The sequence below is a fragment of the Mesorhizobium sp. WSM3873 genome, assembly GCF_001672445.1.
GTDB lineage: Bacteria > Pseudomonadota > Alphaproteobacteria > Rhizobiales > Rhizobiaceae > Mesorhizobium.
In genome coordinates this window covers 43,494-67,674 of record NZ_LYTM01000005.1, presented here as the reverse complement: position 1 = coordinate 67,674, position 24,181 = coordinate 43,494, and the positions used below count along the sequence as shown (strand labels likewise).

19 protein-coding genes and 11 pseudogenes are annotated in these 24,181 nt (G+C 58.0%); 16 read left to right on the top strand and 14 right to left on the bottom strand.

From position 1 onward, the window contains the following. Positions 1–123: 123 nt before the first annotated feature. Positions 124–246, top strand: a pseudogene (locus A9K71_RS31145) (IS630 family transposase); the annotation flags it as partial. A 1,072-nt stretch (positions 247–1,318) separates the two neighbouring features. Here A9K71_RS31145 and A9K71_RS04815 read toward each other — a convergent pair. The 6 genes from A9K71_RS04815 to A9K71_RS31915 form a co-directional block, all read right to left on the bottom strand. Beyond that, the gene (locus A9K71_RS04815; protein ID WP_197504185.1) at positions 1,319–2,062 is read right to left on the bottom strand and encodes a GntR family transcriptional regulator; all 744 of its coding nucleotides are present in this window, start codon (positions 2,060–2,062) and stop codon (positions 1,319–1,321) included. 178 nt (positions 2,063–2,240) lie between these two features. Beyond that, on the bottom strand, positions 2,241–3,023 hold the full coding sequence (locus A9K71_RS04810) for an amino acid ABC transporter ATP-binding protein (RefSeq protein WP_280940513.1): 783 nt from the start codon (positions 3,021–3,023) through the stop codon (positions 2,241–2,243). 25 nt (positions 3,024–3,048) lie between these two features. Beyond that, on the bottom strand, positions 3,049–3,711 hold the full coding sequence (locus A9K71_RS04805; RefSeq protein ID WP_082980343.1) for an amino acid ABC transporter permease: 663 nt from the start codon (positions 3,709–3,711) through the stop codon (positions 3,049–3,051). After that, entirely contained in the window at positions 3,701–4,360 is a 660-nt protein-coding gene (locus A9K71_RS04800) for an amino acid ABC transporter permease (RefSeq protein ID WP_066991405.1), read from the bottom strand. The genes A9K71_RS04805 and A9K71_RS04800 overlap by 11 nt, the downstream gene beginning before the upstream one ends. 138 nt (positions 4,361–4,498) lie before the next feature. Continuing rightward, on the bottom strand, positions 4,499–5,668 hold the full coding sequence (locus A9K71_RS04795) for a M24 family metallopeptidase (protein ID WP_066991124.1): 1,170 nt from the start codon (positions 5,666–5,668) through the stop codon (positions 4,499–4,501). Between the two features lie 315 nt (positions 5,669–5,983). Next, complete coding sequence (locus A9K71_RS31915) at positions 5,984–6,769, bottom strand: hypothetical protein (protein ID WP_197504199.1); 786 nt, start codon at positions 6,767–6,769, stop codon at positions 5,984–5,986. A gap of 198 nt (positions 6,770–6,967) precedes the next feature. On the opposite strand from A9K71_RS31915, the gene A9K71_RS32375 reads away from it, so the two are divergent. The 8 genes and pseudogenes from A9K71_RS32375 to A9K71_RS32350 all read left to right on the top strand — a co-directional run. After that, positions 6,968–7,501 (top strand): transposase, encoded by a 534-nt coding sequence (locus A9K71_RS32375; protein WP_245299523.1) that lies wholly within the window; start codon positions 6,968–6,970, stop codon positions 7,499–7,501. A 108-nt stretch (positions 7,502–7,609) separates the two neighbouring features. Continuing rightward, a pseudogene (locus A9K71_RS32370) lies at positions 7,610–7,732 on the top strand (hypothetical protein); the annotation flags it as partial. 56 nt (positions 7,733–7,788) lie between these two features. Beyond that, positions 7,789–7,998 carry a hypothetical protein gene (locus tag A9K71_RS32365; protein WP_245299534.1) on the top strand — a complete coding sequence of 70 codons (210 nt, stop codon included), beginning with the start codon at positions 7,789–7,791 and terminating at the stop codon, positions 7,996–7,998. A 261-nt stretch (positions 7,999–8,259) separates the two neighbouring features. Next, entirely contained in the window at positions 8,260–9,150 is an 891-nt protein-coding gene (gene ehuB / locus A9K71_RS04780; RefSeq protein WP_066991117.1) for an ectoine/hydroxyectoine ABC transporter substrate-binding protein EhuB, read from the top strand. After that, positions 9,147–9,344: a hypothetical protein gene (locus A9K71_RS04775; RefSeq protein ID WP_066991114.1), complete on the top strand. Its 198-nt coding sequence runs from the start codon at positions 9,147–9,149 to the stop codon at positions 9,342–9,344. Before ehuB ends, A9K71_RS04775 begins: the two co-directional genes overlap by 4 nt. Positions 9,345–9,875: 531 nt before the next feature. Beyond that, positions 9,876–10,055 carry a transposase gene (locus A9K71_RS32360; RefSeq protein ID WP_245299522.1) on the top strand — a complete coding sequence of 60 codons (180 nt, stop codon included), beginning with the start codon at positions 9,876–9,878 and terminating at the stop codon, positions 10,053–10,055. Between the two features lie 123 nt (positions 10,056–10,178). Further along, a complete protein-coding gene (locus A9K71_RS32355; RefSeq protein ID WP_245299521.1) occupies positions 10,179–10,391 on the top strand; it encodes a transposase in 213 nt (70 codons plus the stop codon). Between the two features lie 55 nt (positions 10,392–10,446). Next, positions 10,447–10,641 (top strand): annotated as a pseudogene (locus A9K71_RS32350) (transposase); the annotation flags it as partial. Between the two features lie 115 nt (positions 10,642–10,756). Here A9K71_RS32350 and A9K71_RS04770 read toward each other — a convergent pair. The 4 genes and pseudogenes from A9K71_RS04770 to A9K71_RS29800 form a co-directional block, all read right to left on the bottom strand. Then, on the bottom strand, positions 10,757–11,854 hold the full coding sequence (locus tag A9K71_RS04770) for a pyridoxal-phosphate dependent enzyme (protein WP_066991111.1): 1,098 nt from the start codon (positions 11,852–11,854) through the stop codon (positions 10,757–10,759). Between the two features lie 931 nt (positions 11,855–12,785). Beyond that, positions 12,786–13,120, bottom strand: a pseudogene (locus A9K71_RS04760) (hypothetical protein). Then, positions 13,120–13,343 (bottom strand): annotated as a pseudogene (locus A9K71_RS29805) (transposase domain-containing protein); the annotation flags it as partial. The pseudogenes A9K71_RS04760 and A9K71_RS29805, both read right to left, overlap by 1 nt. 237 nt (positions 13,344–13,580) lie before the next feature. Then, positions 13,581–14,526: pseudogene (locus A9K71_RS29800) on the bottom strand (ISAs1 family transposase); the annotation flags it as partial. A gap of 179 nt (positions 14,527–14,705) precedes the next feature. Here A9K71_RS29800 and A9K71_RS31910 point away from each other — a divergent pair. The 3 genes and pseudogenes from A9K71_RS31910 (at position 14,706) to A9K71_RS04750 (ending at position 16,099) form a co-directional block, all read left to right on the top strand. Next, positions 14,706–14,873, top strand: coding sequence for a hypothetical protein (locus A9K71_RS31910; protein ID WP_197504182.1), 168 nt, complete (start codon positions 14,706–14,708; stop codon positions 14,871–14,873). A 24-nt stretch (positions 14,874–14,897) separates the two neighbouring features. Then, positions 14,898–15,060, top strand: a pseudogene (locus tag A9K71_RS32985) (integrase); the annotation flags it as partial. Between the two features lie 229 nt (positions 15,061–15,289). Beyond that, on the top strand, positions 15,290–16,099 hold the full coding sequence (locus A9K71_RS04750) for a class I SAM-dependent methyltransferase (RefSeq protein WP_156752586.1): 810 nt from the start codon (positions 15,290–15,292) through the stop codon (positions 16,097–16,099). 1,155 nt (positions 16,100–17,254) lie between these two features. Here A9K71_RS04750 and A9K71_RS04740 read toward each other — a convergent pair. Both A9K71_RS04740 and A9K71_RS04735 read right to left on the bottom strand, forming a co-directional pair. After that, a complete protein-coding gene (locus tag A9K71_RS04740) occupies positions 17,255–18,547 on the bottom strand; it encodes an LLM class flavin-dependent oxidoreductase (RefSeq protein WP_245299520.1) in 1,293 nt (430 codons plus the stop codon). A gap of 214 nt (positions 18,548–18,761) precedes the next feature. Continuing rightward, positions 18,762–19,238 (bottom strand): annotated as a pseudogene (locus A9K71_RS04735) (IS21 family transposase); the annotation flags it as partial. 88 nt (positions 19,239–19,326) lie between these two features. Here A9K71_RS04735 and A9K71_RS04730 point away from each other — a divergent pair. The 3 genes and pseudogenes from A9K71_RS04730 to A9K71_RS32345 all read left to right on the top strand — a co-directional run. Beyond that, positions 19,327–20,844, top strand: a complete 1,518-nt coding sequence (locus A9K71_RS04730; RefSeq protein WP_066991092.1) for an ISNCY family transposase — start codon at positions 19,327–19,329, stop codon at positions 20,842–20,844. A gap of 122 nt (positions 20,845–20,966) precedes the next feature. Further along, positions 20,967–21,134 (top strand): annotated as a pseudogene (locus tag A9K71_RS29785) (ATP-binding protein); the annotation flags it as partial. Between the two features lie 20 nt (positions 21,135–21,154). Further along, positions 21,155–21,307 (top strand): annotated as a pseudogene (locus tag A9K71_RS32345) (integrase); the annotation flags it as partial. Between the two features lie 42 nt (positions 21,308–21,349). Here the strand turns inward: A9K71_RS32345 and A9K71_RS04720 are convergent. Both A9K71_RS04720 and A9K71_RS04715 read right to left on the bottom strand, forming a co-directional pair. Next, entirely contained in the window at positions 21,350–21,868 is a 519-nt protein-coding gene (locus A9K71_RS04720) for an RES family NAD+ phosphorylase (protein WP_066991086.1), read from the bottom strand. Further along, complete coding sequence (locus A9K71_RS04715) at positions 21,865–22,254, bottom strand: MbcA/ParS/Xre antitoxin family protein (RefSeq protein WP_066991083.1); 390 nt, start codon at positions 22,252–22,254, stop codon at positions 21,865–21,867. The genes A9K71_RS04720 and A9K71_RS04715 overlap by 4 nt, the downstream gene beginning before the upstream one ends. Positions 22,255–22,375: 121 nt before the next feature. Here A9K71_RS04715 and A9K71_RS32340 point away from each other — a divergent pair. Further along, positions 22,376–23,055 (top strand): annotated as a pseudogene (locus tag A9K71_RS32340) (hypothetical protein); the annotation flags it as partial. Positions 23,056–24,181 lie beyond the last annotated feature (1,126 nt).

Below are 24,181 nucleotides of genomic sequence, written 5' to 3'. Positions count from 1 at the left end.
AAAGTCTGAGGAAGTCGGCCCGGATAGTGCTTGTCACAAACGTGACAAAAACAACAGTAGTGTAGGTGACCGTCATTCGGCCAAGCGGTCGTTTCGGCGGGGCCATACGAATTCAAGATGGGGCGTCGCGATCGTGTCGAAGCGCCTTGGCTCATCGACGGGCCGATCAACGGCGAGAGATTCCTCCTCTATGTCGAGAAGGTTCTCGCGCCGACCCTCCGGCCGGGCGACATCCTCGTCATGGATATGTGTGGACGCCCCCGTTGGTGAAGAAGAATCTTCGAAGAGCGCGGAGCGTGGTCGGGTGCTGACATGTGTCCGGCCTCTGCTGCGGCTGTCACATGCCGCGGGGCCGTATGGGGTTCGCGGAGCGGGTCCAAAACAATCTGGCGCTCAAGGCGCGTATCCAAGATCTGGTTTTCCCGATCCCGTCTCATTGACGGTGGCGCCATACTCTCCGGCGAAGGATGCCCGCACGGAACACTTCGACTTCCTCGGTTACACTTTTGGTCTTTTGGTCCTCACCACTACCGGAAAGAGGGCCACTGGTACTTGGGTGCGAGCCCGTCCAAGAAGAGCGTGCAGCGGATCAAGACGAAGGTCGGCATCTCCTGATGCCCGGCAACAAAGAACCATGGTGGTGTGCACCCAGTTGAACAGGCTTTTGGCGGCTGGTCTGCCTACTTCGACTACGGAACGCGTTTGCCAGCCTCGAGCAGTCGACGACCGCGTCTATGACCGTGTTCGCGCCTTCCTCTGCAAGCGACACAAGGTGCAGGGACGCGGTACACAGCCTTTCTCCGTTTCTCCGATGGCGGCGTGCGCTATCTAGAGATGCATGGCGCTCTGATCATTGCAACGCATCTGACGATCGTTGGAAGCCTGTTCGGGACAAAGCGCGCCGGGCGAATGGACGAATTACCTAACCCCGTCCGTGGGCGAGCCGTGGGCGAGGGGGCGGTTCCCCGTGATGCGCGGGTCGTCCTGCTTGCCCACCTCGCACGGCTACAAGGAAGAGGCCCTTTACTCCGCGCACTTGGATGCGGTGGACCTTTCAGAAGGTGGTCACATGGACAGTAACGCTGGTCTTAATTCAGGAGTGTAGAAGCCTCGAGTGGTATCGTCCTTGAATCCACTTCTCAGCGGAAATCAACAACCCGTTTTCTGATGGCCATGAGGACGCCTCAAAATAGGAGCTGAGAGACACAGATGTTTGCCACACACCGCTATGCGGTTCATTTCGGCTCCCTGGCAGCGGAGCTACAAGAACGACATTTACACGCGATTACACGCGATGTTTTTCTCAGCGTCTCGGCGTTCACTTGACAGACTCAGACAATTGCGCGGTTCGCGGCACGGAAGGAATATCAAACACGCACGCCAGCTTGTCGAAAGGGGATTCCGTAATTCCGTAAATTGTCATTCCCGGCTTGTTAGTCGTGATATAGTAAAGCCGGCGAAGCATGGGATACCCACTAGGAATGCCAAAGACCTCGCCCGCCTTTCCCGATGCCGGTGCCGCGTCAATTATTATTTTTATATGTGTAATATTAATTTTATGCCTACCAAGCACGCTGGTTACGAATCCCGCCCCGAACTCATCAACAATATCTCCATGGACATCTGACGACAGATAAGTGGCGTCGTACATGATCGGAGCATTATCACCTGAGAAAACCATCTTGCGAACGCAAAGCATCGCCGCTTGCGGCGGCTCGAATGTCTGCATTGCGGGTTCTGCAATCTTCTCCCGGGCGATCGACAGGAGTCGCAGGTTGGCATTTACAAGCCAGGACATCGAAGCATCCAGCTCGAGAAGAAAGCGCTTGTTGTCCTTTACGAAGGTCCCCTTCCCGGCAATAGACGTCAGCATTCCCAAGGATTGCAGATCACGCAGCGCCCGTTTTACCGTAATGGCGCTGACCCCGAATTCTTCGCTCAACATTGCTGTGGACGGGATGAGCGCACCGGGCTGATAGGCTCCGCCCTTTATCCGCTCCAGAAGCTTTGCCCGGACCGCCTGGTGAAGCGATGGCGCACTTTGCAACTGAGAAATACCCACAGAGATCCCCTATCTTTGTTCCAACCGTACTCGAACACCCACCAAACCGAATCATCGCCGGGACACCGAGGAGGACCTCAAGACAAATGCTTTCAACAGAGAAGTATACCTAGTATATCGCCGAAGTCAATGGGTTTCGCAAGCCAGCCCCGAGACAAACACGAAACCATCCAGTCGACTAATGTAATATCTGCTCAAGGAATGTCCGGACGCGGTCATTGGAGGGATTGCCAAAGAATTCCTTCGGCTCGCCCTGCTCGACGATTTTGCCCGCGTCCATGAAAATCAAGCGATCTGCGATATTGCGTGCAAAGCCCATTTCATGGGTCACGCAAACCATCGTCATTCCGTCCTTTGCCAATAGCGTCATAACGTCGAGAACTTCCTTGATCATTTCAGGATCAAGTGCGGAGGTCGGTTCATCAAAAAGCAGCACTTTAGGCCTCATGCAAAGCGCGCGGGCAATCGCGACGCGCTGCTGCTGACCCCCCGACAACTGGCTCGGATATTTCTGCGCCTGGTCTGCTATGCGCACCCGTGCGAGGTTTTCCACTGCTATGGTTTCCGCCTCTGCCTTGGCGATCTTGCGAACGCGCCGCATGGCAAGCGTACAATTCTCAATCACGCTCATATGCGGGAATAGATTGAACTGCTGAAACACCATTCCGACATTGCTCCGCACCTCGGCTAGCCCCTTCATCCCGGGCCGGAGCTCTACTCCATTCACGACTACCCGGCCCTTCTGATGCACTTCCAATTGATTGATGCATCGGATGAGCGTCGATTTGCCAGATCCCGAGGGGCCACAAATGACGATGCGTTCGCCATGGGCCACCTCGAGATTGATGTCAGTCAAGACCTGGAAACCTTCGTACCATTTGGACAGGTTCTCAATCCGAATGGCCGCTTGCGTTGCCTCGCCGCTATGACCCGGCATGTCTTGACGATTTGTCGCGATCATGAAGCGCCTTTTCATCTGTGTCTTATTATGCAGTGTGTGCGGTCAGCCCGAGGCGACGTTCCAACTGGGTGACTAGCGCGACGGCGATCAGGGCCAGAGCGAGGAACAGCACGCCGGCGACAGCCATTGGCTCGGCGTAGCGATAAGTTGCCGAGGACACATCGAATGCGCTTCCCAACATTTCAGGGACCGCGATGACCGCAAGGTATGGTGTCGCCTTTAGAATCGACACGGAGTATGCGCCTAGCGGCGCCGCCACGTTTCGCAGCATTTGAGGCGCAATGACGAAAATCAACGCGTCGAGCCAACTCAGCCCAAGACTAAAAGCGGCTTCGCTCTGCCCCACTGGGATAGCGCCGATACCCGCCTTGAACACCTCAGACAGGTATCCGGAGTAGTAGATGCTCAGCCCCAGAACGCCCGTAAGGAAAGCAGGGAGGGTGATTCCGTAGTAGGGCAGAACGAAATAGATAAAATAGAGCTGGACCAGAACAGGTGTGGAGCGGATTGTATCAATCAGCAGCTGCGCCAACGGGCGGACAATCCAGTGAGACCTGCGAAGCATTTCCAGGATGAAGCCCATAAGCGATGCGCCGACGAAGCTCAGTATTGCCACAAGAACCGTGTTGCCTATTCCCTTCAGGACGAGCGGAACGATCTCGATTGCAAAATCTAGGTCAAAACTCATTGACACGTCTCCGCCCCTTGCCCAGCTTTTTCTCCAGATGGCGACCGAGAACTGTCACAGGGTAGCAAACAATGAAATAGGCCAACAGTAATCCTGAATAGATCCGCACGGGATCGTAGCTGAGTTGCGAAATCTCCTTCGCGCGAAATGTCATGTCGGCGAGCGTCAGCAGTGACAGCAGAGCGGTGCCCTTGATGAGCTGGATTGCCAGATTGATGAATGTGGGCATCATGGAGGCGATCGCCTGGGGCAATTCGATCAGCCGCAGCACATCTAGCCGACTCAGCCCGAGAGCTAGCCCTGCCTCCGTCTGCCCCCGATCAAGCGCCTGTAATGCCGCGCGGACCGACTGGCTGCCATATCCGCCGATGTTGAGCCCCAGAACCAGCGCCCCGACGGCAATTCCAGACAGGTAGATCCCGAAGGCAGGCAACGAATAGTAGAAGGCGTACAGCAGCACGATGAGGGATGAACTGCGCCAGAATTCGATGATAGCGGTGATGCCGAAAAGCGCCCAGCCGCGCAGGAAATGCTGCAGGACTCCTGCAATCAGCGCAAAGGGGATCGCATAGCACAGACCAAGCATGGTTACGGCCGCGGTAATGTCGAAGCCGTCGAATATCCCTCGCATGATGTCGATGAAGCTCACTGGCCCTCGCGTCTTTTTATCTGCTTCCTTCCTGACGAAGAATATTTGGTATCGGACGACTCGCCGCATGAGAACAGAGTTTCACGAAGAAGACCGGCAGATCCGGCTCGATTGTTCCGTCAGACGAATACTTCGGAACTAGAGCGGAACTTCAGGGAATTGTTCTTCGGAAAGCTTTGTAATGAGTTCGGCGGCGTCCGTCGTCACCACGGCGACCTCCTCCAACTGGAATACTCCACCGTCCAGTTCGTATTTCGGCTCGACGTGGATGATCATCCCCTCATGAATCACCTCCTTCGAGGTGGCCGCGATCGAGGGCGGCTCCGTCAGGTTGCGTCCAGACCCATGGCCGATCCGGGATGCGGTTGCGCTCGGCAGCCCTAACTCAGTCTGCTTGGCAAACGCTTCGAATACGGCATAGACATCGGCACCGGTCATGCCCGGCTTCATTGCAGACAAGGTCCCAATCGTCATGTTTCGGACCTGCGTGTAGATGCTTTGCTCCTCGTTGGTGGCGCGCCCGGCCTTGGCAATCCGGTTGACGTCGGAAATCGAACCGAACATGCGGCAACCGATATCGACCCAAATGAAATCATCCTTTGCCAGCGCCCGATCGGTTGGCGGAAGACTATAGGCGAAGTCCTTGCGTCCAAAACGCACCGGCAGCCATGGAACCGATTCAGCGCCACGCTCGACCAGGTCCAGCATCAATGCCTTAGCGAACTGCTTTTCCGTCGTTCCCAGTGTCAAGTTCTTCAGGCAATGGTGGAACGCGTCATGCGCGATCTCTAGTGTAAGTCGCTTCTGAGCAATTTCCACCGGCGTCTTGATCATTCGGATAGGCCAAATGAAATCCGCCCCTTCCAAAAGCTGAGCTGCATGAAACTGGGCCTTTAGCTTGTCTACAAGACTGAGGGAACCGATGCCGAAACTCTCGAATCCGTAATCCAGCGCAATTCTGCGAAGGTCGGCCTGCCCGAGAGCCTCGATCACTTTCTCAACCGCACCCTCGATGAAGCCGGAATACTGCCGGTGCACCAGACCTGCAGGCAGTTCGGACGTTTGAGAAAATGCCTTCGCTTCGGCAGCGGCTGCCACGACCATTACCGCGTCGCTGTCTTTCAGAACGACCAGAAAATAAGGCCGAGCTTTGGACGCCCAGAACAGGGACTTGTAGCCGCTAAAATATTCAAAGTTGTCTTGGTCTGAGATCACAAACGCATCAAAAGATTGCTCTGCCATGCACTTGCGGAGCCTGTCGATGCGTCCCGTGTACTCATCCGTGCGTACGAGTAGCCTACCGTACATGTATCTCGCCTCAATTTGATGAACGGAGCTGATTATACCAGGTATAATTAATCGTCAAGGTGGTCGCAGTAGAATCGTTCAAGAGCCGTGCCTTTCATTATGCCTTTGCGGTGCCACGACCCCGCTCGCCAAGCCCGGTTTCAATGCAGCCTTATCCGTCAATCGAACCCGGTCCTGAAAAGATGAGTTGTAGGACACGATCAGCCAGGAACAACTAACGGTAGCACCATCGGCTCTTGCGCGAGAACGGCCCATTCGAAATCAATCACGCGCGCGTGTCGGTAGCGTTTCAAGTTGTCCGGTTTTGGTAGCACATCATCTGTCCGCTCCTGTTTTGGCGTCGAAGCGGTTCACGCAGCACTTTTGAGCTTCGGTTCGAGAAGTGCGCCGTCGGCAGTGTACCATGCGATCCGGCGCGGGCCGTGGAACACGGCCATTTTGCCGTCCGGGTAGCGGCGGACCTTGACGTTGGCCTTGACGAAATGGTGTCGGATCGGACTTGGCGGCAATTGCAGTCTCAGCCGGCCGAAGACGATGGTGTTGTCGCGGCCGACGACGCGCTCCTCTTCGACGCACAGGATCTCGGCCAATTGGTCCGGATCGGCGGCAACGAGGCGCTGTCGGCGATCTCGGGCGGTCTGGCGAAGCGGGCATTATGAGCGGCAGGTAGTTGTCGGCGATGAAGCGGTTGGCGGCTGCAATGTCGCGGATGCCGGCCAACGCCAGTTCCCGTGGCAATCGCTGCTGGAGCGTCGAGAACATCCGTTCCGAACGACCGCGCGCCTCGGGCGAATAGGCAGGGGTATGCTCGATGCCGAGCCTTTGCAGCGCCCGCCCGACCTGGGTCAGCCGTACCTTGTCACCTTGTCCCCGGCCTTGGGCGTGTGGATAGTGGCTGCCGCGATCGGTGTAGAGGCTCGACGACAGGCCTTTGGCCGCAAACGTCTCCAGCAGGCTTTGGAAGCTCGAGGCCGTGCCGTCTTCCTCGACCAGAAAGGCCGAATAGATCTTGCTCGTGGCATCATCCATCGTCACGATCAGGTCCAGCTCCGGCGCGTCGGCCAGCCAAGCGTGCCGGCTGCCGTCCTGATGCAGCATCATGCCCTCGCACGGCTTCCTCGGCCGCTTGCGCCGATGCGCCCCGCGCCGCCTGGCCCGCTCCACATCCCAATGCAGCTGCCATCGACATCGGCGCCACCATACATGTGGCCGCGGTCTCGCCCCGGTGCGATCCCGAGCCGGTACGGACATTCGGAACTTCACGGCCGATCTGCATCGCCTCGCCGCATGGCTTGAGCAGTGCGGAGTCAAGACAGTGGCGATGGAGTCGACCGGCGTTTACTGGATCCCGCTTTCGAGATCCTTGAGCAGCACGGGTTTGACGTAATTCTGGTCAATGCCCGCGAGGCCAAACAGGTCCCGGGACGCAAGAGCGATGTCTCCGATGCCGAATGGCTACAGCGTCTGCATGAATATGGATTGCTGCGGGCCAGCTTCCGGCCCACCGGCGAGATCGCGACGCTGCGGAGCTATCTGCGCCAGCGCGAGCGGCTGCTCGATGCGGCGGCTACCCACATCCAACACATGCAAAAGGCGCTGACCGAAATGAACTTGCAACTCCATCACGTCGTCACGGACGTGACGGGCGCCACCGGGCTGCGCATTATGCGGGCCCTTGTGGCGGGCGAGCGCGATCCGGACAAGTTGGGCACTTACCGTGACCCACATTGCAAGGCTTCAGCCGAGACTCTTCGGGCGGCTCTCGTCGGCAACGATCGGGAGGAGCATGTCTTCGCTCTGGCCCAAGCAAGTCAAGGTGGCCGCGTGCGATGAGCGGATCGCAGTGGTTTTGGAACGCATGAAGGACGCCCATCCAACGCCGCAGCCGCGCTACCGCCTCCCCGCTATAAGCGGCCACAGGCCTGTGAGCCGGGGTTTCCAGTGCGCGAGGCCCTGCATGCGATCCTTGGCGTCGATCTTACACAAATCCATGGAATCGGGCCGTACCTGGCGCTCAAGCTGGTCAGCGAGTGCGGCACGGACCTCTCGGCTTGGCCGACCTCCAAGCACTTCACCTCCTGGCTGAGCCTAGCGTCGCACAACAAGAATCCGGGGGCAAGGTGCTGTCGTCCCGCACGCGCCGCTCCTGCAGTCGAGTGGCCGCCCTGCTGCGGCTGGCGGCGACGGCGGTGGGGCGCACTCAGACGGCGTTGGGCGCCTTCTATCGCCGCTTGGCCTCCCGCATTGGCAAGGCCAAGGCTGTCACCGCGACGGCGCGCAAGATCGCCGTTCTCATCTACAACCCTTCGCCATCGCATGGACTACGCTGACCAGGAGCCTCTTATTTACGAAGAACGCTAGCGGCAGCGGGTTCTCAGCAATCGGCGTCGTGCCAAATCGCTTGGATATGCACTGCAGAGGATGGAGCCCACTCCTGCTGCGGCTGTTTCTTAGGAACCCGGACAACTCATGTGCTACCTAACCCGGACAACTCATGGCTTACGACAAATCAATCACGCGCGCGTTGACAGAGTAGGTATACCTGATATACTGGAGTCATCATTCAAACAACACTCCAGCAAGAGCTTCGGATGGGAACCCTCAGCGTCAATCGCAAAGCCGCAATGCTCATCACGGTAGCGCTTTTCTCAGTCGGTCTGTCATCGATGGTGGCCAACGCGGAAAAGCTTACGTCGCAGGTCGCGAGGGAAGGCAAACTAACCATCGGCATTCATAACCGTTGGCCTTGGGGTTTCAAGAAAGAGGATGGCACCGTATCGGGCGTTCATCCGGGCGTTCTGAAGGCGGTCGTCGAGCCGCTTGGCGTCAAGGAAGTTGACTTCGTTGTGATGGACTTCGGCGCGCTAATCCCCAGTCTGATGTCGCGCCGCATAGATGCGGTGGCCTCCGGCATGAACATCACTCCGGAACGCTGCAAACAAGTCAGCTTTTCCGAACCCTTCATGGCCACTGGCGATGCGGCAACCGTGAAAGCGGGAAACCCTTTGAACATTCACAGCTATGCCGACATGGCGAAAAACCCCAAGGTTCGTGTGGGTGATGCGCGCGGCACATCCACGACGGAAAACGCCATCGCCTTGGGGGTGCCGGCGGAACGGATCCAACTCTTCCAAGACTACAACGAACTGGTCGCTGCGCTTCTGGCAGATCGGGTTGATGCGATCTTGATGACCAGCGGCACGGCCCTTGGCATTTTGAACGACCCCAAAATCCAGGGTCTCGAGCGCGCCGCTCCATTCACTGGACGCATCATGAACGATGGCAAAGAAGCGCTCGGCTACTCGGCAATTGCATTCCGGCCTGATGATGCGGATTTCCGTGATCGGTTCAACGAGAGCCTCGCCGCCAGAAAGTCCGAAGGCACCGTCTGGGAGAAGCTGTCGTCGTACGGTTTCATAAAGTCTGAACTGGCCGGTGACGAAATGACTGCACAGACCCTTTGCCAGGGCAACTATCGGTGAGTAACAACGCGCAGGCCAACATCGCTCGGTTGGCCTATGTCTCTCCCTACCCTCGCGACATCGCGGGGAAGATGATTATGAATATTGAAGCATCAGGACGTGCGGTCGTCATGGAAGGGCAGTTTCACGATGCCAGCAGCAACATCGGAGAAGAGCTCCCTTCATCTCACCCGCAAGCAACGATCGTGCGCTGAGTCAATTTAATCGATTGGTCGATCGCACCACTTTCGACCTCGACGAACAAGAACATCTGCAAGCCCTCACCTCGCAGCACCAGCGCAGGTGCCGCCGGGCAAGGGGTTGTCGACGAAGATTGGTGCATGTCGGGACGTTATGGACGTCGACCGACTGCAAAGGCTGGCTGGCTAAGGATTAATGGTCACAACTGCTGACGAATATCCAGCTTTGTGATGCGGCTCGGCTTTTCTTCGCCGCAAGCCTCGATGGGTTTCGCCGCTACCACCTCAAATCCCGCGCCTTAGATGGGCCTGTCCGGGACGTAAGGCGCCGGGAGCAAGAAGATCCGGGCGTCAAAGAACAGTGGGCTGGGAGCCCAAGTTTAAATGCCCGCCTCTCGGACATCCACTTCGATTTGCAGGCCTACAACATCAAGAGCCGTAGGAAAGACGAGCAACGCTGGGTCGAAAAGGCCAAGACGTCGTGGACAAAGCTTGACGCTAGTCTAGACTCGGGCCTTGATTCAAGGCTGTCTTTTGGAGGCAGCGTTGGGCGAGCGGATTGGCGTATCGGACGAGGAATGGGCGCTGATCGGGCCGCTCCTGCCGGCAGAGCGCGGTCGAGGGTGCCGTCCGGCGCAGGATAATCGGCGCTATTTCGAAGGCATGATGTGGATGGCCCGAACCGGGGCGCAATGGCGTCATCTGCCTGATGGATATGGCAAGTAGAACAGCGTCTTCCGCCGATACCGGCGATGGGCCGCGACAGGGGTGTTCGATGCGCTGCTCGAAAACACTGGAACGCGATGCCACCGCCGACATGATCGATAGCACCGTTGTCCGGGCACATCATTGTGCAGTCGGCATAAAAAGGGGACTCAGGAAAGTGAGGCGCTTGGCCGATCGCGCGGCGGCTTCACCACCAAACTCCATGCGCGGTGCGACGGAAAAAGCCGACCTCTCGGCTTCGTCCTGATACCTGGCCAGGCGCATGATATTCAAGGCTTCGGCCCGCTGTTTCGAATGATCGCCGACCGTATCGAGGCGCTCTTGGCGGACCTATGACTCCGGCCATCCGCGAAGAGATCGCCAAAGCCGGCGTCGAGGCGGTTATCCCCGCCAAAAGCAACCGCCGCGCCCCACCCCGCATAATCGCGAGAAATACCGTTGGCGCAACCTCGTCGAGCGCCTGTTTAACAAACTGAAGAACTGGCGCCGTATTGCCACACGCTACGACAAGACCAAGGGATCCTATCTTGGCTTCGTGGCGCTCGCCTCAATCAAACTATGCTGCCCCGTTGTCCACGAAGCCTAGTCGCCGGCTGGAATCCGTGCGGCCTGAAGAAGGCGCGGACGGATGTCCGCGAACCAGCGAATCCGCTGTCACATCTTTCTGAAATCCGCAATTAAAGTGCGTGTCCAACGACACCTCACGGATTATACCCGGCCGGACGGGGCGCCGGGTCGATTCCGGCGACATCTCGGTATCGGCGTCGATCCCACTTGAATCGGCACCATCCCTCCGATACCTGTTCTAGCGAAGAAATATCCCTTGGCCCTACCCAACTACGAGCAAGGTCCTCGTTCCAATTGTTCAACCATCTGGGATTAAACATCGTCTCCACATAACGGACGCCGTGGTCGGGGAGAATGGTCAAAACGAGCTGCGAAGGCTCCTGAGCTGCACGCCACTCTGCGACAGCAAGAGCGGCACCGCTCGATGGCCCGACAAGCATCCCAGTTCGACGATGGAAATCGTGGACCATTTGAACCATTTTCGGAACCGGCACCCAGTGGACTTCGTCGCAGAGTTCAAAATTCACATTGCCCATGGGAATTCCGGCGCCCATCGCGAGAATTTGTTCAAACGTTTCCCGGCACATCTTGCTGATCCGTTTGGCCTGGGCACCAAAAATCACACTCCTATTGTGGTCGACGGCGATTACCTTTAAATCCGAGTTCTTGCGTTGCAAGATGGACGCAATTCCAAAGAGCGATCCCCCGCTACCGACCGTACCAACGATTGAATCAATTTTTGGCTGTGTCAGGAGGGCTCGCTCAGCAATCGATCTATAAGAGAGAGAATTCAACGGGTTTGTGTACTGTTGCGGCCAAAAACCATCGGGCATTGATGAGCGCAACTCGGCCAACATCTCCAGACGCGCTTGCTGAATCCCACCTTCGCAATTCTCGCTAGCGTGGACCGTATGTAGGACTGCGCCCAAATTCTCGAGTCTCCAGCGAACGATTTGTGACGTCGGACCGGTAACAAGCGTCAGGCGCAGATCATACAACGAACACAGGATGGATAGAGCTAAGGCAAACGTGCCAGAGCTGCTTTCAATAACATGACCGCCGGCTCTTAACTGTCCGCTTGCCAGGGCAGTATCGAGAATATACTTCGCAGGTGTAAATTTCATCAGGTCGAACTTCGCGGCGACGAGATTTTTCGCGACCTGTACGAATTTTGGGAAGGAAAGCTCTTCAACTACGTCTGCATCAAACGGTTTTACGGAAGGTACATCCATAATTCTATTGCCCTCATTTTAGGACTTTGAGATAGCCAAAGGCAGAACTACTGTCTTATGGCCCCGTTGTTCGGTATGCATTGGAGCAAGATGACGGATCGTTACTTCGCGGTTAATTGGGACAGCGACGACACCGGAGTATGGAAGCAAATTGGCACTTGGCATTCTGCCTTCGCTCCTCCATTGCGATGCTGTGAAGCAAGTGCCGGTAGACAGCTCCCGCAGCTTTGCACTGAATGGATCAAATCTCGTGCCAAATTCGGATTGGTCGAACTGGAGAAAGGGAGATGTGATTGCATTTCAACTAATTAGACGGTCTAATTCACGACAGTGCGTTTGAAGGATTGGCCGACGCGCGTGCGATTCCAGCCATTTTGTTTGCATTAGTCGTGGCGGGGCCACGGCCAGCTCCATTCCACAGCTTTGTCATAGTCTGCTCGCGTCGATATTTGGCTGATTTGATGACCGGGACACGTTCGGGGAAAGCAGCCTACCGTCGCCATCCCGCCGGTGTGCTCCCCGAATATGGGTAGTTGCCGGAAACTCGTTTGCCAGATCGAGGCGACTCACATGTTCAGCAAAGGTGGTAGCACTTCCAGGCGGCGCGCCCAGGAAGCCGGTGTGGCATCCCGCGCTGCTCCTCACCCCAGGCGGGCACGAGCACCGTCGCGACATAGACAGACCGATCGGCTAAGCGGTCGGATGAACGGAGCGTCTTGCCCGAAGTCTTAAGTGCGAATCTAAGGCGCCGACGTTCGGCGAGATGGCAGTCGATCCGCGCCTTCATCGTGAGCGGCCAGGTCGTGCCGCGCCCCCGCCATGGCATGGCGACTGCCGCGTGCCTTTGAAGGTCGACTTTCTTGTAAATCATTGAGCATCGAAGGCTGCGTGGCCCAGGATATCGGCGATCTGCTTCATCGGACGCTGACGTTCAGCATGCGGCTGGCGACGCAATGTAACCGGCCGATTGGTACCGCGGTGATTTTGCTTTGATGCGTGCGATGAGCTCTTCGTCGTCGACAAAGCTGTCGAGAAGTCGTTCCATTCGTCGGTCGAACGACGGGCATGGGCGAGCATTTGTCTTAGCTCGTCAATCCCATCGTCAGTGAGAGCGGTGATTGCCTCGTCCCTGCTATCGTAGACGCTGATGATACTGCCGTAGGACAGGTTGTCGTCGTTGCTGACGATCGCCTGAAGGAGCTCAGGATACTGTCCAAGTGTTTTCGCGACGTGGCCGATGGTGAAGACGTAGGTGATCGTAGCCATCAGGCTGCCTCGGCGCAGGTGATGGTAACAGGAGACCAATTCCAGGGGAGTAGTTCGTCGAGGCGGTTGATCTTGTGATCGTGGATGCGGTCGAGCACGCCGGCCAGATATGCCTGCGGATCGAGCCATTCATTTTGGCCGTCTCGATGATCGTCATGGCACGTACCACGGTCTGCGTGCCGGTGTCAGCGCCAGCAAAGAGCCAATTCTTTCTTCCGATTCCAGTCACTCGCTCATTGTGCCCATACCTATAAAGAAGTCGAGATCCACTACCGCTGGCACGCGTTGTATGGTCGGTGCCAGCCAGTGGATCGGATGTCGTCGTTGTTGAGCACGAACCCGGAGTGACGACGGCAGTGGAGCGGTGGATGCTTGACCGCGCGACCTGCGCCGCAATGGAGCTGGGAGAGCCGCGGCTATCGCTACAGGCGCCAGGGGAATCGCTCCAGGTTAACGCGTTTTTCTGGCGGATGAGTTTTTCGAGATAGTCGGCGTTGAGGTTGGCGAGTTTTCGTCGAACCTTAAGGCTGTGCTTGTTCTTGGGGTTTCGGACGAGATTGATGGCCATGTGTTTGACGACGGCCATGTTTTGCGGTCCGTGTCCTGTCCTGAGGCGTGCAAGGTCGTCGTGGAAGACGACATCGAGCACCCAGTGGAGCCGGTTCTTTGGCGTCGAGCTTGGCGGAGGACAGGTAGTAGCGCCGCTCGTGCTCAGTCTTGCCGTTGCGTTCGACGCGGGTTACGACCATGCCGATCATAGCCAGGCGTGGGAAGCGCGGTTCGCCGGGATAGCGGCGGTCGGAGAACAGCCAGTCGACCGTATGGCAGACGGTGTGGCGACGGTCTTCGAGGCGGCCATGGTGGTTGTCGATGGTCTCGACAGGCGTTTGCAGCAGGTCTGCCTGCGGCTCTGCGAAGAAGCGCTCGACATCGGCGAAGGTGGCGGGCCAGTTGGCCTTGAGCGCGAGCAGCTAGTCGCCGCCCTTCGCGACAACGGCATCGGCGATTGCCGCCTGCGTTCCCATCGCGTCGATGGTGACCAGTGCGCCGGTCAATTCGAGGCGCTCGAGCAGCAACTGGATAGCAGTGATTTCATTTGATTTTACGTCTGTCGCCTGCTGGCCGAGAGTGAGCCTCTGACGGGTCGCCCAAGCCGAGACCAGATGCAGCGGCTCGCGGCCTTTGGCGCGCGCGTGGCTGCGCCGCGAGGTCTTGCCATCGACGGCGATGATCTCGGGATCACCGTCGCGCAGGGTCTCGACCCAGCTTATGAAGCAGGCCTTGAACAGCTCGGCATCAAGCGCGATCACACGCAGCGGGTAGACGACCCGCCAACGCTGGCGAGGATCTGACAGCGCCGAAAAATGATCGAGTATCGAAAGCGAACGGCAAGGTTGGCGCGACATCGAGGGCTCCGCAGATCACGAAGTCCTTCATGAATCATATTCGCCCTCGACACGCACCACCCGTTAACCTGAAGCGATTGCCCTGCTACAGGCGCCGATGGACCTTGACCGGGTACTCAAAGACAATGGACTCACGCAAGTCTTTTCGGATGACGCAACTGTCATCGAGGAGGCATGCGATGAAAAGAACGACAGCGCGACCCTACCAGCTCTGCATGACGTTGGAAACGCCAGGGTTGACACAGATGAGCGCTCCACAGCGACAAGCGATGATTTCGCGCCTTGCACAATTGATCCTGCAGGCGGGCGGCATAAGGATCATGGATGCCGGCGATGACGAACGTTGATCTTCCCGCATCGCTGGTCCGAGATTGAAGCTCATCCTGATCTGCCCGAACCGCAGCACATGGCCGGGACGGCGCGATCACACTCTGCTGTTGCTGGCCGCGCAAACGGGATTGGTGATTTCGGAGATCATCGATCTCGACCTGAGACTCGCTGATGCTCGGCCGCGGTGCCCATGTTGTCCGATGTGCTATTCTGGAGCAATTCAGACGAGGCAATCTGACAGTCTGTCGGGTTTGTCGGGGCTGTGACACGAGCTTGTTTGGCCGATCGCTCACTTTTCATCGCAGGCAATCGGCGCAAATAGTCCAAAATTCTTCGCATCGGCTTGATTAGCCAAGTTGGCACGAGTTTTGAACTCTTTGCTTCTGAGGTAGCGCGGAAGCTGGCTGGCGGGGTTCATGTTGCGCGTGGCGAGATGGAAGAAAAGGTGATGGAGCAGAAGATGGAAGTTTCTAATAGGCGGTCTTTTGGAAGTTTTTCCGAGATAGCAGAGTTTTATCCGGCGTTCCCACCGTATTCACGGCGGGTCCTTCAATATCTTCTTGATCAAGTAAAGCACTCAGCCGAGCGCCCGATCTTCGGGGATATCGGCGCAGGTACTGGCCAAATCGCCTATGCCTTAGCTGACATGGGACTTTCAGGCTATGCTGTGGAACCTGATAGTCAGATGGTTGCGGTCGGGCGGAAGCTAGGCCCATCTTATCCTGCCGTTTCCTGGATCAATGCACCGGGTGAAAGCACGGGCCTCGCCGACGCATCGCTGGATTGGGTTTGCTACAGCCTGTCGTTCCATTTGACGAACGCGCGCGAAGCACTTCGCGAAAGCATGCGAATCCTGCGGCCTCGCGGGTTTTTCACAATTGTGACCCTTCTTGCAGATCTTGAGAGTGATCCCTTTCAACTCGAAATCGAAAATAGGATACGCGATATGGCACCCGCTTTACGACGGGCGGTTACTACACTCGTCGGTCAAATGGGCACCTACGAACCGCTCCTCAATCAATATCCCAATCTGGGCAACTGCATCTCACTCGCTACCACCGAAGCTGTATCAATGAGCGAAGAGCGGTTTGTCAAGTTTTGGGCTGGGAGACATGATATCCCAAGCCAAGTCTCACCTGAGCATTGGGATTCCATACTGCAAATGATTGCGGAGACGTTCCGAAGGTGGCAGCCGGCCAGCCTGCGATTTCGCTCTATCGCATGGCATGCTCAACGCGGTTGAGGTGATTACACATGTATCTGGGCAATCGATCACCATGGATGACTTGGAGCCGCTAAGAGGGGAGATGCAAGCTGTCCCCTCCACCACTCCGCTGACGGTCCAAGAAGATCACAGTCGAACTGCCGGCGCCCCGCGTCGGTTCTGCAGGTCTATGCAGGCAGCTTGCGAAGGCGACGGGAAGGCGAACGCCGCCAAAAGCGCCGCCGATCGCGCCGATGGCCCGCCCTGAGAGACAATCCAATTCATGGCCTTCGGGATTTCCATTGATCTGAGGTATATTGGAAAACGAGATCGTTCTTCCGATAGCGATTGGACGGGCGTTTTTTCCGCGAGCGCTTGGATGCGATCGTCAATCCGCGCCATCCGCTGGCTCTCCGTTCGCCAGTCTCACCAGACGGCGGATTACCGAATTCTTCCAACGCTTCATGGCGTGGCCTCTACGCCGTCCGTGTCGCGAGAGCCTAACTCTACGAACCAGCTCCGCCTCATCGCGCGGGCCAGAGAAGGTTGCAAGGCGCGGTTCGAACCTCGCAGCGTGTTTCGGCAAGGCGATCGTCCGGGTCGGCCTGACGCGGTATCCGGCCGGCGTTGGGGCCGGGGATACGTCCGAGGCAACCGAAAGCCGCGTAAAGACCTGCGAAAACATCAGACTCGGCACAGCGCTCTTCGCCAAGATCCACAGGATGGTCACTAGCTGGTATGGTGGTTTTATGCCGGAAACTTCAACGACTCGATCGAGGCCTACCGAAGCGGATATTTCGGAGGAGTACGTGTTCGCCAAGGTAATCCGGGCACTGTCGAGGCCCTGGACCAAGAAACAGCTTCACTGAACTGAACGGCGATAGTCCGCTGGACTGCCGTCAGCGCCCAGACCGGGTCTTTGAACCATACTGACAGCGTTTTCCATACAATAAAATCATGCACATAGTTTCTGAACAAAAAGCGGCCATCGGACCACAATTCGAGAGCCACCTCGTATGGTGTCTAGAAAACGGTAGTTTGCCAGAGATCGACGGCAGCGGAATCCTCCCCGGAAACGCCTTCAGGAAACGAAAGCATGCCTTGCTCACGAATCTGCCAATACCGATGCGCGGTAGTGCCGCCGCAGCACGGACAGCTGCCCCGGGGGGGCAAGTCTGCGCGGCACCTCGGGCATTACACCTTTAGCGTTTCCCTGAGTGTCGAGCCCGGATACTCCTTGCGGAAGACTCCACGCTTTTGGAGGATCGGGACGACCGATCGCGTGAAAGCCTCGAAGGAGCCGGGCATTTCAGTGGGCGTCACGATGAACCCATCGCACGCTTTCTCCTCGAAGAATGCCTGGAGTTCGTCTGCCACGCTCTCGGGCGTGCCAACGAGTTGAGGACAAAGCTCACTTGTTGCGAAGCGCTTGGCTGCTTCTCCGAGCGTGAGATTGCTGGCTTTGGTTCCCTGAAGAATAACATCGAAGGACCCACGAGAGCCGACCTCTGCCGGAATTTCGCTAATCGGCTTGTCTACCGGATATTGTGACCAGTCGACCCCAGTATGGGCTGACATTAATGGGATTCCGACGCGAGGATCGACAAGTTCATTGATGTAGGCCTGCTTCTCCCGGGCAATCGATTCCGTTTCGCCGAGGATCGGGTCCACTGAGACCAAGATGGAGCAATCATCTGGATTCCGCCCCTCGCTGTCGACGCGACTTTTCATGTCTGCATAGAATTCCTGCATGTCTGGCAACGAATGCTGCAGCGTGAAGACGAGTTCGGCGTAGCTGGCCGCAAATTTGCGTCCGCGCGGTGAGGATCCGGCCTGCATGATGACCGGGTGCCGCTGAGGGCTCGGTGGGACGGTGAACATGCCACTCGCCCCAACAAATTTTCCCGCGATCTCGGTGCGGCGCATCTTCGCCTCGTCAATGAAGTCGCCGCTTTCCTTGTCGAGAACGAGCGCGTCCTCGGCCCAACCCGTCCACATGTCAAGACAGACTTTCAGGACCTCCTCGGCACGGTCGTAGCGTTCATCGCGCGCCAGGAGCGCGTTCTTGCCGAAATTCTGCGCTGCCCGGTGATATGAGGAAGTCACGATATTCCAAGCTATGCGGCCGCCGCTCAGCACATCGAGCGAGGAAAGCACGCGGGCTATCGCATATGGCTCTTGGAAACTTGTGGATATTGTCACGCCGAGCCCAATGCGCGACGTCGCCCGCGCCATCATCGCAATAAGAGGGACAGGATCGAGTAGCGACATCTGCCCTCCCCGTGCCATGGCGGTTTCGCTGTGGAAGCACAGTGTATCTGCAAAGAATAATCCGTCAAATCTGCCGATTTCGAGAGTTCTAGCCAGTGTTTCCCAGAATGCCGGATCCAGAAACCTGTTCTCTGTTTCTGGATGACGCCACATGCCGTGGTGATGGAAAGTTGGTCCAGCCATGAGAAACGCTATGAATTTCATCTGACGCGACATTGTGCTTCCTTTTGAATTTGGTATTCGATCTATAATCGATACCATTGCAAGGGACGCGCCAGGTCACAGCCGTCCAGCGAACTAACTGGTTTTCCTACATTTTCCTAGACTACCAAAACTGACATTGCCCCAAACTGTCCTACAAGGCACAAGATTATGTAGCTTAGTGGCGGATTCCGGATGTGGGATCGAAAGCGTCCCTTTGGCAGCGTTAGTCGTCGACGAAGCGGCGGTAGGCGGCCAGATCGTCGAAATCGCTCGACCCCCTCATCAGCAGCGCGTCATTGATGGTGCGCTTGAGATGGCCGTGCGGCCCCTCGATGGAGCCGTTCTCATGCGCGACGCCGGCATTGTTGCGGGTCGCCGTCATGCGGTAGTGGCCACACAGTTCCTCGTAGCGGCGGGTCAGGTCTTCCCGGGCGTCCCGGTCAAGATTGCGGAACGCGGCCGACAGGCTGTCGCTGCGATGCTCCAACGGAACGCCGCCGAGCGACCACAGCGCGTTCTGCATTCCCTCCGCCAGGGCGACGAAGCTTTCGCCGCCGAGCACGACATGGGCGTGTTCGAAGCCGGAATAGGCGAGCCGGAAATGATAGAGCCGGTGATCGAGAGGAATGCCCGCGATCGTGATCCCGGCGGAGCCCATGTCGGTGAAATCCGACAATCCCATGCGTCCGGGTTCGTGGACCTGCGCATTGCCTCGTCTGAATTGCTCCTGAATATTAAGTCGTTGCCTCATCAGATCTGCTCCCGACGATGGTGTGGCAGGAGCAGATCTGATGAGGCGTGTAAGCATGGCGACTCGCGATGAATTGGTGGGTGCGGTAAGGCAGCGCTATCTTGAGGGCGACCGTGCCGAAAAGGGGCGGATTCTGGATGAATTTGTTGCCGTGAGTGGCTTTCACCGCAAGCACGCAATGCGGCTGCTTCGCAAAGGTTCGCCGGGGACTCGTTCGGGACCTCGACCCGAGCGTCGTATTTACGATGATGCCGTTCGTGAAGCGTTGATCGTGCTCTGGGAGGCTTCGGACCGCATCTGCGGCAAGCGTCTGAAGACGTTGATTCCGATTCTGGTGGAGGCGATGGAGCGCCATGGGCATCTTCATCTAACAGCAGAGATCCGCACCCGGTTATTAGCGATGAGCGCGGCGATGATCGATCGCGCGCTTCGCGAGGTTCGAGACATCGCTGGTGGGCCGAGACGCCGTCGCAGCACAGCGTCCACCGCGCTGCGGCGCAGCGTTCCGATCCGAACCTTCTCCGACTGGCAGGATTCTCCGCCTGGCTTCGTCGAGGCCGACCTGGTGGCGCACAGCGGACCGGCGGCGCGTGGAAGCTTCATACAAACGCTTTGTCTTACCGACATCGCGAGCGGATGGACGGAATGCGCGCCCTTGCTGGTGCGTGAGCAGAAGCTGTTGAGCGAAGTGCTGACGGAATTACGGCGGCTCCTGCCATTCCAGCTTCTCGGATTCGACACGGACAATGACAGCGTGTTCCTGAACGAGACGATACGCGATTACTGTCTGGATGCCGGCATCGAGTTCACCCGCTGCCGCCCTTACCGCAAGAGCGATCAGGCGTTCGTCGAGCAGAAGAACGGCGCCGTGGTGCGGCGCATTGTCGGGTATCGTCGGCTGGAGGGGCTTGAGGCCGCTGCGGCCCTTGCACAGCTCTATTCGACGGTTCGGCTGTTCGTGAACTTCTTCCAGCCCTCGTTCAAGCTGGCGGAAAAGGCGCGTGACGGCGCCAGGGTGCGCAAGCGCTATCACCTTCCGGCGACACCCTGCCAGCGCTTGATGGAACACCCGCTGACGCCGGCGTCTGTTCGCGCGAAGCTGGCGCAGATGGCTGCGCAGCTGGATCCTGTCAGCCTGCTGAGCGACATGCGAGCCGCACAACGGCGCCTTGTGGCCTCAGCCGATCGATTACCCACATCAGATTCCGCGGTGTCCGAGCCGGCGCTCGATGAGTTCCTTTCAGGCTTGCGAACCGCATGGAGGGAGGGCGAAATACGACCTACTGCGAAGCCGAAACCAAAACAGAAGCGGGAACGGCGGCGTCCTGATCCATTTGCAGGGGTCACCCACGAGCTACGTGGCTGGTTTGAAGAAGGGCCGTGGCAAACGAGCCGGGAATTGCTGGCGCGGCTGCAGTCGGAATACCCGGAGAAATATCCCGATCTCCTTCTGCGCACGCTGCAACGTCGCGTCAAAATATGGCGAAAGGAAAAGGCTCATGAGATGGTGTTCGGCACAACTTCGTCAGCAGCGACCTTCCAGGCAATGACGGAGTGACGGATCGCGACCACGGGAACATCCTGATGAGGCAACGGCAGCGTTGCTCGGAGCACTCCTCGGTGAGGCAATACGAGCTCTCACGTTGATTGTCGCGCCGCAAGCGCTTCCATCTGTTCTAAATCGTCGAGGAACGCTATCGCCGCAAATCCACCCTGATCACCGCCCAGGTCCCGGTGGCCAGATGGCATGACCTGATCGCAGACCCCACCGTCGCCGACGCCATTCTCGATCGGATCGTGCACAACGCCCACCGCATCGTGCTCCAGGGCGACAGCATGCGAAAGCAAATGGCCGCGCCCCTCTTGACCATTCGCTGCGCGCCGGCCTCGCCTCCTCGGCCGAGGTCGATGAACGCTATGTGCAGAAGCAACTCGGCCATACCAGCGCCGAGATGACCCGCAGGTATCAGCCGCGGCGTGACCGCTTGCGGGTCAATCTCACCAAAGCATCAGGCCTGTAAGGCGAAAGACCCCTCCCCTGCCCTTCGGATGCCGAGAGTGCGTTATCGCCAGGATAGCTGGTCCTTAGGCAACCGACCGCTCGGGTCGAATACAGTTACCTTGTGCGGCAGATCCGGACCCCAGTCCCAAAGGACCAGGTTGCGATCCTCCATCTCGGCGCTCGGCGCGAAACTTGGGACCACGATGCCGGCAGTATTTCGAGGCCGCAGCCGGTCGTAGATGGACCAGGACGCCGGGCGCTCGCCGTCGCTATGAGCCGTGGCCCAGGCGCAGGCCATCTCTTCGTGCGTCACTGAAAACTCTGCTCTCCCCTCTTCCGTTGTCAGATCCGAGATGTCGTCACAATCGATCTCATAGGAGCAAAGCACGCAAGGATCGATCCGCTGCGCGAAACCCTGGTTGGCTTCCTTGATCGCTGTCATCAGGGTCAACGCCAGATAGAGCGCAGGCCCACCTTTGGGATTGAATCGCGCACCTCTGATCGCCGCTCCTTCACCGGAAGTCGGCTTGAATGCCCAACGTGGATCGTGTGCCCGGTAGCAGGTTCTGATGAACCTCACGCAAAACCACCAACGGCCATGTGATCGAGATAATCACGGACCGCAGCGGCCTTGCCGTCCTTCACCAGCGCTTCAGCAGTGCGTCCGCCAAAAGCTGGAAGCGGCTGAGCTCGATACCAGGCCATCGCCTGCTCCTTGCCCCCCGCCCAATCCGTCACGCGGCTGATAATCTCAAGCATTTCCCGCAAGCGTCCCTGTGTCTTTGCCGTAGCGCTGCGCTGTGATCGATAGACGGTCTCGCGAGCAAGACCAGCGGTCTGGGCCAGCTGTCCCTTGGACATGCCAAAACCGTCCGCGACCTGCTCGATCGCAATCTTCCCGTTGCGGTCCATATAGGACAAGATGAGAGGTCCATTCTGCTCGAGTGTCTTGAGTACCTGGCTCATACGATTCCTCCTACCACATGCAGAGTCATATTTCTTGTGCAAAAGATATGGCAGTTCTGGGCAGCTTTCAAGCTCGGCACCGAACCAATTCGAGGTGCTGCCTAGCACGCAAGCGGATTGAGCCAGCCGTGCGCGCGACTATGTCGAGGCAGCAAGTTCGGCAAACACCCGTCGCGCCTATGCCGCGGACTGGAAGGATTTTTGCGGCTGCTGCCGGCGTCAGACGTTTGATCCGCCGCCGCCAGATCCACAAATCGTCGGCCTCTACATCACGGCCCAGGCCTCGGGATCTCGGCCTGGTGTTGCGCGTGATCAAACCGACGACGGTCGCGGCTGGATTGAATTCTTTCCAGACATGGGCGGTTACGTTGCGGGGCAAGACCGGCTGGCGCGAGGTCGAAATTGGTCGCGGCTCGTCCGACGCCACCTGCCCGGTTGTCGCCCTGCAGACCTGGCTGAAGCTGGCCCGTATCGCGCATGGCCCCCTCCTTCCGCTTTGTTACCGGTCAGGGCAAGGCGGTGGGAGCCGAGCGGCTGAACGATCAGAAGGTGGCGCGGCTGGTCAGACGCGCCGCTTTGGCCGCTGGCGTGCGCGGGGATCTTTCCCGAGGCCAGCGCGGCCAAAAGTTTTTGGCCATCGTTGCGCGCGTCCTCAGCCGAGCTCGACGAGCGCTATGTGCAAAAAGCAGCTACCACGCCAGCGCCGAGATGACACGCAACTATCAGCGACGGCGTGACCGGTTTCGAGTTCTAACTAAGGCGTCAGGATTTGTGGTGCGGTACGCCCACACCCGCAGGTGACACGGGATGCGCCAATGCGCCCGAGAGCCACATGCCCCACCATACAGTTGATGAGTGTCCAGGGTTTCTTGGTGCCGTGCATCCCTCCGACTTGAAAAGCTGTTCCCAGCTGGGAACTTAAAGCACGGGTGGTGCGTGCTAGACCTCATGTTCCAGGGCTGAGATCGGTGGCCCGCCCTTTCGTGCGATTAAGAGATGAGGGTTGCTCGGATGGGCCGAGCCGATCCTCACGCACGGAGGGCGAGCCATGGGAGAGTATAGCGAAGCGTTTGTCGCGTTTGATGTAGCATCGCGGAGGGCGGCCGCACCGGCGAGGTCCGGTTTAAGAGTTGTGCGAGAAGTTTGCTTCTCGATGCGTCCTCGGGGTCCTTCACCACAGTTGGACTAGACGCAGATGTAGGCTGCCTGGCGACTTCAGCCTCCTGCTTGCCCCATCGACTACGCACTGGAGGGGGGTGCGCTTGGACAGGACGCCCACGTGCCAACGGTGCTGATTGCTGTCAAATCGCGTGCGATGCCTGGCGACAAATCCTAGCCGTTGAGTTGCCATTCTCGATAACCGCTTGGCGCGGAATGCTTGTTTGCAGGGAAGGGGGGCGTGGGGCGTCTAACTCGCCAACCTGGTAGGCGCGATTGCCGAAGTGACATCGGAAGCGCCGTGGCATGGCTGCATGACAAACACATCCGATCGTCTCCGACGCGAAGGATGTGACACCCTAGGACTGCGCGAGTACCGTGCCTGCCGTCACAATGGGAATTTCGCCGCCGCACCAATGTGGGGGCATCTCGAGGCGCCGAAAGCTGCCCGCGCCTTTGTAGGTCGCTCGCCGCCGCACGCGGAAGCTAGAGCCAACCGGCACACCGACGTCGACTATCCACTAGAACAAGGCGGGCAAGGGGCTCGCCCGTGCGCCCATGCTGCGTGACCACCTTCATAGCTATATTTTTCAACACCTGATGCGCATTTTTGACGGCATAGGGCAGACAGCGATAGCGAAAGTTCCCAGCTGGGAACTGCCTTATGTCTATTTGCCCGAATTCTGCGAATCGGGCATAAGCCCAGTAACGGAAAAACCGCGTAATTCGAAAAGTTGGCGTAGTTGGCGTGGCGTTAACAGCTTGTTAA